This is a genomic window from Gimesia algae, from assembly GCF_007746795.1.
In the GTDB taxonomy this organism is placed as follows: Bacteria; Planctomycetota; Planctomycetia; order Planctomycetales; family Planctomycetaceae; genus Gimesia; species Gimesia algae.
In genome coordinates this window covers 2,084,479-2,097,768 of record NZ_CP036343.1, presented here as the reverse complement: position 1 = coordinate 2,097,768, position 13,290 = coordinate 2,084,479, and the positions used below count along the sequence as shown (strand labels likewise).

Annotated in this window: 3 protein-coding genes; 1 reads left to right on the top strand and 2 read right to left on the bottom strand. The window is 49.9% G+C overall.

Annotation, left to right across the window (positions count from 1 at the left end; genetic code table 11):
• Window positions 1-399: 399 nt before the first annotated feature.
• Both Pan161_RS07580 and Pan161_RS07575 read right to left on the bottom strand, forming a co-directional pair.
• Window positions 400-4,479 (bottom strand): protein kinase domain-containing protein, encoded by a 4,080-nt coding sequence (locus tag Pan161_RS07580; protein ID WP_261342975.1) that lies wholly within the window; start codon window positions 4,477-4,479, stop codon window positions 400-402.
• Between the two features lie 150 nt (window positions 4,480-4,629).
• Complete coding sequence (locus Pan161_RS07575; RefSeq protein ID WP_145225550.1) at window positions 4,630-5,190, bottom strand: RNA polymerase sigma factor; 561 nt, start codon at window positions 5,188-5,190, stop codon at window positions 4,630-4,632.
• 1,524 nt (window positions 5,191-6,714) lie between these two features.
• Here Pan161_RS07575 and Pan161_RS07570 point away from each other — a divergent pair.
• Window positions 6,715-13,098, top strand: coding sequence for a hypothetical protein (locus Pan161_RS07570; RefSeq protein ID WP_145225548.1), 6,384 nt, complete (start codon window positions 6,715-6,717; stop codon window positions 13,096-13,098).
• The last annotated feature ends 192 nt before the right edge of the window (window positions 13,099-13,290 follow it).

Genomic DNA, 13,290 nt, shown 5'->3' with positions numbered 1-13,290 from the left:
GTCGACACGGGCGCGATGTCTGGCGGTACCAGGGTGGTGCCGGCGTGATGGGCGGCGAAGTGTGGCGACCCGCAGGCATACATTAAGAACTGGTGTGGTTCTGCAAACTGATTATCTGGAAAAAACAAGCTTGTTTTCAGTGAAGATCCGGAACAGGTGGCTTGTGTTTCAGTGCACTGTAAACTGGTCACGCGCGCGACACAGTCAGACGCTTATTCTGGCTGGGAGCGAGGGGGAGTCAAGTCGAATCTTTTCAGTGGTTGATTGGTTCAGTGGGTGATCTGGATGAGTAATTATTTTCAGGGTGAGAACAAGAGCAGTGCAGGGGAGGTGAGGGATGACGCAGGTTGAATCAATCTGTATGAGCCCTGGTACCAGTTTTAAGGCAGGTTTGAAGGACTACTTTCCGCGATGTAGTGTGCCGAGAATCTTGTTGGGGGATGAGTCTTTTACTGTTTCTCCTGTGTGCTCATCGAAGCGATACAGGAGAAGCGTCTGGTCATCCACTTTGAAATCAGCTTGAGGTGTGAACGGTTTGCGATAGCGTTCGCTGTTTGAAATCCGGAGTGCATGCAGGTTGCCTTCAAATCCGTGTGAAGAGGTTTTTCCTGTTGCAGGCGAGCCACCGATCAATAGTGGTTTCTGCAGGCAGTCTTTGATGATGTTCCTGGCGCGCCCAAAGTTCATGCTATTCATTCTGAGTGTCTCGCAAGGGAGCCCGTTCAGGAACAGTTTCCATCTGGATCCATTCCACTGACAGGCAAGATGGACGGGACGGCTGGTGGCCACGTCTCTGCTGGAAACTGATGAGATGGGAATTTCCTGGGACTGCGGATCCAGCAGAGACCATGTCCAGTATTCCCCCTGGTTGATATGGTATTTCAGGCTGAGGGAGCCCCATTGAAACATGGTCTGGTGTGTCAGTTTCTGTTCGGTATCGGGTGAGACCCAGGCTTCAATGGTAAATGTCCCCTCGAACTTGTCCGGGAGTATTGCTTCAAGCCTGTCGACGCCGTCAAAGTGGATACCCCGGCTGGTGAGTTGTTTGTCCGGCTGTGAGCTGTTTGACCAGGCGGCGCCGAGGATTTTTCCATGATTATGCATGCCGCTCAGATCGTGTAACAGGCTTCCGTTCCCTTGTTCAAAGCGATATAAAGCGACCGTTGATTCATGCTGCATCAGCAGAGGGGGTGGCTGAAAGGCAGCGTCGTACATTGTCTCTTCGCTGATGCGCAGCTGCGAAATATTTCCCTGAAAGCCACGGTGCTGTCTGTCTTCGATGATGGAGCCTGTACCGATACGAAAGAGCGATCGTAAGTAGCGAGCTTCACGCGGTGATTTTTGCTTTGCTACTTTTTCCGGTCCCTGACCATCCACAAACACATTCAGATTTATCCCGTCAAAGACGCCCGCGATATGATGATTGCCGGGAGTAATTTCTGCAGAGAAGGCATGCCAGGTCCAGGTGCCTTCATGATAATAGACATGGACGCGATGATTTCTGAGAACGCAGTATGTGGCCCGCAGTTTAGAATGCAGGTCATAGATGACCGCTGAGGAAAACCGGTCGTTCATACTCTCCTCGGAAATGTCGGCCCAGCATTCAATGGTTAAAGGATCGCTCGGTCTGCGATAGTCATAGACGGCTTCAACGGTATCATCGACTCCATTAAAGTGCAGGGAAAACCGGTCGAGGCTGTCCAGGTCTTGGGTAGCGGGATTGGGTGTGGCACAGACCCGGAAGCCGGTTGTAGCATCCCGCGTCACAGGCAGGCGACCTTCTCGATAAGCGGAACGACAGGAGAGGGTATCCTGGATGGCTGAACCACCCCGCAGCATTCTTTGAATCCCTGTATGTGGACCGGAGGGATTATTGACCGGATTGGAAAAACTTTCTTCGTTGGAGAAATAATCACGGCACCATTCCGCGACATTTCCGTGCATGTCGTACAGTCCAAAGGCGTTTGACTGAAGTTGCCCGCAGGGGTGAGTTTGTGTTGTTCCAAACCAGCCATAGCGGGATAGCTGCTGCTCCCCGGTGGGATACCACTGTGTGGCGGTCCCGGCGCGACAGGCGTATTCCCATTGCGACTCGGCAGGCAGATCAAACGAAAGTCGGGCCTGCTTGCGAGTCAACCAGCTGCAAAAATTACGGGCATCATACCAGGTCAGATTGGCTGCGGGATGATCATCACTGAGAGTGCCTCCCAGATCACTGGCCCAGGTAATCTGAGAGTTTGTCTCAGATGTTTTGAAGTCAGTGCCCCCCCGCCCATCGCGTTCCGGATCGGTTCGATATCGCGCCTGCTCAACAAACTGTCGATACTGTTTCCGGGAAATTTCCGTATGGCTCATATAAAAGGGTTGAGTAATGCGTGCCAGATGGTGGGGCAGGTCGGCTGTCAGTACCTGGTATTTGATTTCCCGTTGTTTTGTGGACGCCGCCGAATTTTTCAGAGTTTCATCCAGAGTACCCATCATGAATTCACCGGGGGGGATCAGCTCCAGATCAATTTTGACGCCATCTCCGAGGGGGATTTCCAATTGAGGTGGCAGCTTGAGGAAGTCAGCCCAGGCCTGTTGAACTTCCCGGATACGCTCGGGCGTATCGTTGACCAGCACAGGGTCCGGCATCTCAACGGGCCATTTGAACTCATTGTTTTGTTCAGGAACTTTGCGGGGATCAAATTCTTCCCAGGTCGCGCCGACAATCTTTCCATCACGGCCGTTTCCGCTTAAATCTGGTATGACGCGCCCGGTATCCGAGTTGAAGTGGTACAGCAGCAGGGTCGAGTCGTTGGAAGTCAACTCTTTTTCCGGAGAGAAATCTTCCAGATAGATTGCTCCCTTGGTAAAACGACACTGATGCAGCAGTCCGGCGAAGCACGATTTTTTTTCGGCGACGGGGCGTCCAATCAGCGCCGGATCGGGATTGGCACAGAGATGGATGGGAATGGGAGAATGGCGATGTCGGCGTCGTACGGGGTAATTGAGCCCCTGTTTTTTTCCATTCACATACATGCCGATACTGATGCCATCGAACACAGCAGCAAGGTGTACTCGTTTGCCACACCCAATCTGATGAGAATTGGTGTGGTTCGCGTAATAGATACCATCATGAAACATAAACTCGGGCATCGTTCCGTCTTTCAGACGCATGAGGAAACCTGCGGTCTCCGCGTTGGAAATGATTTCCATGTTCCGAGGGCGTTCTTCACAGTCCGGTGTCAGCCAGGCTTCAAAGGTAATCGGTTCTCCACTGTCATAGATAAAGGGGGTTTCTACGAAATCATCGGCGCCATCAAACTGCAGGACATACTGCTCTCGCTTTATGGGTTTGGCTACAGGTACTGGAGGAGGGGCCGCTGGTAGAATCTGGCTGGTCTGTTCTGTTAAATCACTCTCTGCAGTCGGAAATGCCAGTAGCAGAGAATAAAGGGCCAGTAGAGCGAGGGATGCCAGAACACCATAACGTTTCCAGCCTAAGCGACCCGGGACTGGCTGGTTGTTAAGAATGTATTCCAGCGAATCAGCTGTCCCCAGCCGGTTCTGCAATGCAGCGGTGACTTCGTTTGCGGCAGGTCTGAGTTGGGGCTCCAGCTGCAACATCGACTTCAGCAGTTTTCGATCAACCCGGTTCACTTCCTGAAACTGACTGGCTGGATTGATGATTTCCAGTGTTTTCGGATCCCGGATCAGAGGGTGGCCTGTGAGCAGAAAATACCAGATACATCCCAGGGAGTAGATGTCTGATTTGGCAGTCGCGTTGCGTGCCGAATTCCATTGTTCCGGGGAAACATAACTGAGTTGCCCGAACCCCTGTCTGAGCGCAGTCAGTTCTTCGCTATCGCCTGAGCCTTCGGGTTGAAACGCCAGTCCGAAATCAGCAATCTGAACATAACCTTTTGTGTTGATCAGAATATTTCCAGGATGGATATCGCGGTGTACGATGCCCAGTTGGTGAACTGCAGTCAGGCCGGAGGCGACCTGATAGATAATGTTGGCACAGGCCGGAGGGGCGGGGGAAGAACCGAGCTGTTCCATCCTCTGTTTCAGATTCTGACCGTCCACGTACTCCTGTACAAAATAGGTGAAGCCGTTTTCTTCACCTGCAAACAGTGCCTTGACCACATAAGGCGATTCAACACGGGCCAGCATCTGCACTTCACGTTCAAATCGTGCTGCCAGGTCTTTCCAGTCTTTTTGTTTTTCTGCGTTGATCAGTTTTACGGCGACAGGTCGAATCAGGCGTGTATCGTAGCCTTTAAAAACTCGTCCCATACCTCCCGAGCCGATTTCATACTCGAGAGAGATCTGGCCAATCGAAAGCGGAGGAACCTTGAGGCTGTTGATCAGAGGATCAGACTCTTCGTCCAGTCTTTCTAGTCTTTCTCTGCAATTGTCGCACGTTCTGAAATGCTGGGTCAGCGTATCGATCTGCTTAAAATCGAGCTTCCCCAGATTATAGTCAGATAGCATCGCCATATTCGGGCAGTCGGAGGGATTTGAGGCCACCACCAGTTCAGGTCCTTAGTACAGATTCAGCATCAGTAAACTATCTTTTGCTTAAGTAACAGTGTTGATGACAGGCTGAAATGTGACAACCAATCTATCGAAAATATAGACTTTTCAATCTTCGCCGAGAAAATCGCGAATTTTCCGGAGCGCGCGTGACTGGATCTGCCGAGCATTTGCGGGTGTCATGCCTGTTTCGTCGGCGATCTCCCGGGCAGTCTTTCCGGCAAAAAAATACAGTCTCAGGACCTGTTTTTCGTTCTCTGTCAACCCGGCCAGTTCAATCATTCCCTCGGCAATATCCTGTTTTTCTTCAACCGTTTCAATGTTGTCATCGATCAGGTTATGCAGGAGGATGAGATTGTCGGTGCCACCAGTGGGGGTGAGTTGTTTTTTGCGAAAATGATTGGCAGAAACATTGCGCAGACATGTTTTCAGCAGCCTGATATAACTATGCCGACCATATTCGAGATGCAGGTTCTCCGTCGACATCACCTTGACTACTGCAGCCAGTGTCTCCTGTACTACATCTTCCACATCCTCCCTGTGGTCCAGCACACGACTGGCGATCCTGAATAAAATCCACTCAGAAAGTTCCATTAATCTGTTACAGGAATCGGGATCCCGCTGAGCAGCATGATTGATGAGCGTGGTAGAGATTGTGGGGATACTCATGGCCCGGGTGAAAATCTTCTGTGTTGAGACAGTTTCAGGAAAAATTGTTAAGACAACCAGTTTTTTGTCACAAATCGATTCATCGCTTACACCTATCAGGGTATGAGCTAACAGCGAATGCCTTGCTGATTCTATTTGATTTAGTGACGGATTGTTTTACGGGCAGGGGGCAAGCACATACAGAGCTAATCTCTCTTATTTGTTTTACACTCTTGTACCCATGCATATAGCTTGATGCAAGCTAAAAGGTTTGTGTTTTAACTCGAGGGGTATAAATGGATCGAGGTGGGTTGCATTTTAGAGCAGGACAAAACGATAAACATTAGAGCTCCTGCTCATCGTAGTGTCCCTAAATGTCGAAGATTTGCATTCGATGGGAAACAGCGGATCGAGTTGAGTGAAGATGAGAACGATCATTTAATCCAGATATTTCCCTGAGCAGCAAATTTCTGATTTAGAAACCGATGCGCCGATAACCTGGTACCGGGCTGACAACCTGGTTCATATCTGATGCCCTGCGTATGGTTTTTTTCTTGCATCATTTCGATTATTGCAGTGATCCGCTTCTGCAGGCGATTGCAATAGTCTTCCCTGAGACCAGTGCCTGATTATTGAAAAGTAAATGGCGGAGAGATTGCGCTGAGATCTTTTCAACAGACTGTCAGGGCAGTGCGATCAGTCTGGCTGGCAATGCTGGTACCCGATCAAAACTGCAATCGATTCAGGCAATATTACTGTACGGAATCTTCCATTTCTACCCTGTGATTCGTCAGGAACTGGCAGAGGAATCAGGGGGCGTTCTATCTGTTTCAACGAGCTGCGATCAGCGGCAGGGAACCGTTGAAATGCGGTCTCTATGCGCGTGGGGGAGATTGTCTTTTCAGGGGAGAGAACTGATTAGAAAATTCCAAATGGGCAATATTATTTAATTATTCGTTGATGCAACTATATTTCTGTCACACATCTGGTCGTTCGTGACACCTATTTGAAAGTGGACTTGTTGATTACTCGTTACGACCTGAAAACTTTGTGAAAATTACTTAAATTAACAATTATTACATTGAAAAGTACAGCAGTATATAATATTTAATGAACGTAATATTATTAATGAATATATATTCATTAATGTACCGGTTTATAATTTGGCAGAGTAGTTGCGTCAGAAATGACAAGTCTACGTGGAATCAATTGCATCAAGATTTTTGAATATCCCCACATGAAGGAAAACAAGATGTTACTGACGAACTGGCTGAAAAATTTATTCCGCATCCCCACCAAAAGTCAGAAATATCGTCGTCGATTTCAATCTCGGGCTTACTTGCCTGGCAGGGCTCAGGCAGTTGAATCTTTAGAAGATCGTACACTACTCACTTTTGTTTCAATTTTATCCGGAACGGATGTGACATTTCAGGGGTCTTCAGGTGATGACAGCTTGACTCTGCGCGAACAGTCAGGCACTGGCCTCCTGGAATTCAGTACGAATGGGAGCGCTTACTCGACGGATCTGGGGGGGGGAGTCTCCTTGTGTCATCGATCACCAGCCTCTCCATCAATGGTGGCAATAACCAGGACACCGTTGATCTGTCTGATCTGGACGGCTTGAGCATTACGGCCCAGTTGACAGGGGGGCATGGCAATGACCAGTTTATCACTGGCGATGCTGATGTCACGTTTCTCTACTCAGGTACCAACAACAGTTCGGATTCCTTTACGGCAAGCGGCTCCGGGTTGACGACAATTCAGGCACTCAGTGACAACACGGTGATTGGTCTGTCCAGCGTCTTCAACAACAGTGTGGACGTGATTGACGTGAATGGCAGAAGCAACGTGCGCGTGGATGGCACGAACAGCAATGACATCCTCAACTTCTCCGACGTGGAATTCAAGAACTATGATGACACGTTCCAGGTCTATGGTGGTAATAATAGCGACACGATCACCACATCTGATATTTCAGCTGGCGTACGGTATCAGGGTGGTCATGGAAACGATCAGTTCATCATTGGTGATGCTGATGCGACCTTCCTCTATTCAGGGACGAATAACAGCTCCGATTCGTTTTCCGGGAACGATAGTGGTCAGACCGCGACAATTCAGGCACTCAGTGACAACACGGTGATTGGTCTGTCCAGCGTCTTCAACAACAGTGTGGACGTGATTGACGTGAATGGCAAGAGCAACGTGCGGGTGGATGGCACAAATGGGAATGACATTCTCAACTTCTCTGACGTGACATTTACAGGTTATGACGACACGTTCCAGGTCTACGGTGGTAATAATAGCGATACGATTACGACCTCCAACATTTCGGCGGGTGTGCGGTATCAGGGTGGTCATGGAAGCGATCAGTTCATCATTGGCGATGCTGATGCGACCTTCCTCTATTCAGGGACGAATAACAGCTCCGATTCGTTTTCCGGGAACGACAGTGGTCAGACCGCGACGATTCTGGCCCTGAGTGATAACGCGATTATCGGCCTGGCCAGCGGCTTCAATAACGGTGTGGACGTGATTGACGTGAATGGCAAGAGCAATGTGCGGGTGGATGGCACAAATGGGAATGACATTCTCAACTTTTCTGACGTGACATTTACAGGTTATGACGACACGTTCCAGGTCTACGGTGGTAATAATAGCGATACGATTACGACCTCCAACATTTCGGCGGGTGTGCGGTATCAGGGTGGTCATGGAAACGATCAGTTCATCATTGGTGATGCTGATGCGACCTTCCTCTATTCAGGGACGAATAACAGCTCCGATTCGTTTTCCGGGAACGACAGTGGTCAGACCGCGACGATTCTGGCCCTGAGCGATAACACGATTATCGGCCTGGCCAGTGGCTTCAACGATGGAGCCGTGCAAGTCGATGAGATCGACGTCGATGGTCATAGCAACGTGCGCGTGGATGGAACGGGTGGGAATGACATTCTGAATTTTGCCGACGTGGAATTCAAGAACTATGATGACACGTTCCAGATCTATGGTGGCAATAACAACGACACGATTACCACATCTGATATTTCAGCTGGCGTACGGTATCAGGGCGGTCACGGGGATGACCAGTTCATCATTGGCGCTGCCGATGCGACCTTCCTCTACTCGGGAACAAACAACAGCTCTGATTCGTTTTCTGGAAACAATGGTGGTCAGACCGCGACGATTCTGGCACTGAGCGACAACACTGTTATCGGTCTGGCGGACGGATTTGATAACGATGTCGATGTCATTGATGATGGCGGGAAGACGGGGGTCAGGATTTATGGGACGGGTGGAAATGATTCGCTCAATTTAGAAGAGGTCCAGTTTTCCAGCACGTTATTGATTTATTCTAATAACAACAACGATACGGTGACGGCATCTCTGGATCGCGGTCATACCCTGACCTACGATGGGGGCCACGGAAATGACACGCTGTTTCTTTCCTTGAGCGATGTCGAGGCACAGGACGCCGCCGTGCAGGCCGCCCTGGCCGACTTTTTTACAGTGTATAGCAGCACCACTCCCTACACGTTTGGGACTGATGGCCCGAGTTCAGCCCTGGATGGTATCACCATCCAGAATTTTGAATCGGTCCTGGTTCCCCTGGTGGTCAGCGGTGCGGGAAATTACCGCGTGGTCCGTAATGATTTCGGAGCGGGGACGGCCGATGATGAGGTCGAAATCTACCGGGATGGAAATCTCATTGCCAGTCAGCTAATGGACCGCACAAGTGAAGTGCGCGTGATCGGGGCTACGAATTCCAGTGATTCGCTGGAGGTCGATTTCAGTGGCGGTGATCCCATTCCCGTCCATGAGGTGTTCTTCAATGGTTTAGGAGGCAGTGGTTCCGATGAACTACTGATTTCCCACGGCAGCCACACCGACACAATCTATAACTATGAGAATGCCCACGATGGCAGCGTCAGCCTGGATGGCTCGAGCATCAATTATGTCGGTCTGGAGCCCATTACAAATACTGGTACGACCACCAACGCGGTCTTTAATCTCACCGAGGGGGGAGATGTGGCTACGCTGACCGATAACGGGTCCACCTCCAGTCTGAGCGGGAGTAGTTTCGAGAATACCACTTTCACCAACCCCACCGGTTCACTGACGATAAATGGGGGAGGGGGATTGGATCAGTTCCTGACGGGTAATATCTATTCTGTGGATCTTGATTTAATCATTGATGCCGAGACCGTGACTCTCAATAATGATGTAATCGTGGATTCTTTTACATCTACTGGGAATACTCTTTCCACGGGAAATTACGATGATATTTATGCCACGGCAGGTAATATCAACATCACTACTATTGCTGGCAAGATTGACGTGCGTGGTCATCTGAATGCTCAAAACGGTGGCGGGACAGCTGCGATTACACTTGATTCTGCGGGCTCAGTTAATGTTACAGGCAATGTGACGACCGATGGAGGTGGTTTCACTTCTTCTGGAACGAACCTGTCTGTGGGGGGAGCAATTTATGTTATTGCTGGTGCCGTGGATCTGGACGATCATACGGGAGCGATCTCGCTGAATGGTGATGTGACCGGCGGTTCTTTTATCGCCACCAAGGGGACTACCCTTTCCACAGGGACGTATGATGATATTCGCGTCTCGAACGGTGATATCAATATTAAGACATCGACTGGCAAGATCGACGTACGTGGTCTGCTGGATGCTCAAAACGGCGGCGGGACAGCTGCGATTACACTTGATTCTGCGGGCTCAGTTAATGTTACAGGCAGAGTGACGACCGATGGTGGCGGTTTCACTTCTTCTGGAACAAACCTGTCTGTGGGGGGAGCGATTTATGTTATTGCTGGTGCCGTGGATCTGGACGATCATACGGGAGCGATCTCGCTGAATGGTGATGTGACCGGCGGTTCTTTCATCGCCACCAAGGGGACTACCCTTTCCACAGGGACGTATGATGATATTCGCGTCTCGAACGGTGATATCAATATTAAGACATCGACTGGCAAGATCGACGTGCGTGGTCTGCTGGATGCACAGAACGGCGGCGGGACAGCTGCGATTACACTTGATTCTGCGGGCTCAGTTAATGTTACAGGCAGCGTGACCACAGATGGTGGTGGTTTCACTTCTGCAGGAACGGATCTCTCGATTGGTGGCGCCGTCAATACAGCAGGTGGGAATATTTCCTGGAATCATGGTCAGGTCACTCTGCAAAGTGACGTGAGCACGGGAGGCGGCGATTTCACTTCCGGTAACGGCAGTGGAAATCTCACAACCGGGACCTATGATGACATCCGGACCTTCGGCGGAGAGGCGTCGTTTGACCACAAACAAACGACGATCGGCGGTCAACTCAATACAGCCGGCGGTAACCTGAATATCGCACTGCATCTCGTCAGCCCCAATTTTGGCCCGGTTTTGTTCTCAACTGCTTCCGGTAATATCGATTTTTCGAGCGGCTCTGTACTGACGGTCGATACCTCTGCCATCGATCTCGTTGATACGGCACCGTTTGATCAATTTGATGTGATTAAAGCCATTCATGGTGATGTCATCACTTCCGGATTGATCATTAACAGCAGCCAGGATGCCAATGGGGATGATACCGCGTTTGTATATGACATTCTGCCAGCCGGTTCCAGTGAAATCCTCAGACTGACCGGGGCGCCTCTGCTGCCGATCATCGTCAGTGGTGCCGGAGATTATGTTCTGCAACTCGAAGATCAGGGAACTCCCAGCACTAATGATGATGAAATCACTCTGTATCGTGGTGGAGTAGAAATTGCCCGTCGCGCCTACTTTGCCACCAGCGAGGTCATTATCACCGGTGCCGAGGGGACTAGCGATTCACTCACAATAGATTTTGATGGTGGTCTTCCTGTCATACCAGGTGTTGGCGCTGATGCAGGTAATCCGATCCCGATAGACGGGGTGACCTTCGACGGACTGGGAGGCGCAGGCAGTGACTCTCTGATCCTGGAGGGCGGCACTTTTGATTCGCTTACTTACAATTACGACAATGCTAATGATGGTAATATTGAATTTGTTGCAGGTGCTGTCACTTCACTCGTCAATTTCCTGGGACTTGATCCCATTACAGATACTACCACTGCAGCCGTCAAAACCTTTAACCTCCTGGGAGGAAATGATTCGGCTGTCCTCTCGCGAGTGGATGGCGCTACCACGCGTCTGACTGGATCTACGATTGAAGAGACTGTTTTCAGCACGCCAACGGACCTGCTGGTAATCAATGGCGGCTCAGGTACGGATACCATTACTGTAAACGGTGCCAATCTTGATCTGGGAACAGCGGGTATTGATTTAACTGCCGAAACCATAAATGTGCAGACTGGTCTGACCGCAGCTTCCGTTACAACCAGCGGGGGGAATCTCAATGTAAATGGCGGTAGAGATATCACTGCGACGAATGGTAACATTGCGTTCAATCAATCAGGAGTAATCAGCGCCGGTGGTTCAGACCTTTCGGCTGAAAACAGTACGGACGATGCCTCGATTACGATTGTTGCTGGAACTGGCAATCACGATACGTCAGTGAGATCGGTGACCACTGATGGGGGAGACTTCATTTCGACAGGTGGCAGGAATTTCATCGCCAACTCGAACATCTATACGGGTACGGGACTGGTAGACCTGAATCATACCGGCGGTAGTGTGATGCTGAATGGCAATGTGACTGCGAGCACGTTCCAGTCTGACGGCATCCATCTGACGGTTGCCAACACACGGGATATTATTACTTCGGGAGTTCTGGGCAGCGGTGAAGCGATTGACATCAATCATACCGGCACCATCAGCATGGCAGGTACTGACCTGGTTTCCAGTACCACAGGTGCCAGTATTGAAATCGTGGGTGGTACCGGAAACAGCGATGTTTCCGTGCGATCGGTGACGACGAGTAATGGTGATTTTATCTCAACCAGCGGACGGAATTTTCTCGCCAATTCGAACATTGGTACGGGTACGGGACTGGTAGACCTGAATCATACCGGCGGTAGTGTGATGCTGAATGGCAATGTGACCGCAGGTGCATTTGAGTCGAATGGTATCAATCTGACTATGGCTAACAACAGGGATATTACTGTTAGCGGAAATAAGTTTGGTTATGGAATTAACGTAAATCACACAGGATATTTGAGTCTGTCAGGTACAGATCTCATTTCGACCGGTTTATTCGCGGGTATCAATCTCCAGGCTGGCACTGGTAGTCATGACATCAACTTGAAGTCGGCCACGACCAATGATGGATTCATCTCTACCGCGGGAGGTCGCCACCTGACACTGAATGGTGATCTGAATGCGGGGAATTTCTCTGTCACTAGTATCCACGGTGGCACTATCAATCTGGGGAATAATGATGTGACAGCGTCTCTGGTTTACGTTGAAGCTGATGCAATCAATGGCTCAGCAGCGTCCACCGTTTCAGGGAGTGCTTCCATCACAATGGCGGCAAATAGTGGCAACCTGATTTATACAGGTGAAATTGTTTCGGAATTTGGAATGGTTTCTCTGACTGCCTCCGGAAATATGAATCTCGGAGATGTCACCTCTGGAGTATTTATCGCTCAGGCTTCCACGATGACGTTGTTCGGATCACTGGACTTTTTTGGTGTGGGATTTATCACAGGCGATCTGGTAGTCGCGTCGTCTGGTGAACTGATCTTCGACCTGATCGCTCCGGGCAATGTCTTTGACAGCCTGACTGTGACAGGGGCCCTGACTCTGAATTCCGGAAATACTGTGACGGTTGATGTCGGAAATCCTCCACCTGGCTTGAATGACAGTTCTTTGTTCCCGGTATTTCTGGCTTTCGCATCAGAGGGAGTATCAGGCAGCATTTCCAATCTGAGTCTGGAAGGGAATGGAGCAGAAACAGCAAAAATTGATGACGTCTTTGCAGATCCAGCAGGGATCATGGCTTTGATTTGATATTTCCCAGAGGGAAAAATCTGGTTGCCCAGATGCCTGTCAGGCATCTGGGCTTTTGAACGTTTTAGTGTGTGCCAAAAGTTGTAACCAGTTGGTTAGTTTCATGAATGGATGTTAAGGCACTTCAGGTTGATCTTCAGTCGAAATGGAAATTGCAAATGGGACTGAAAATGATGCAGACATTCAGAATCT

Bases quoted from the DNA above. Each gene is read 5' to 3' on its own strand.
- Pan161_RS07580 (WP_261342975.1), bottom strand. From the start codon at position 4,479: ATGCTATCTGACTATAATCTGGGGAAGCTCGATTTTAAGCAGATCGAT.
- Pan161_RS07575 (WP_145225550.1), bottom strand. From the start codon at position 5,190: ATGAGTATCCCCACAATCTCTACCACGCTCATCAATCATGCTGCTCAG.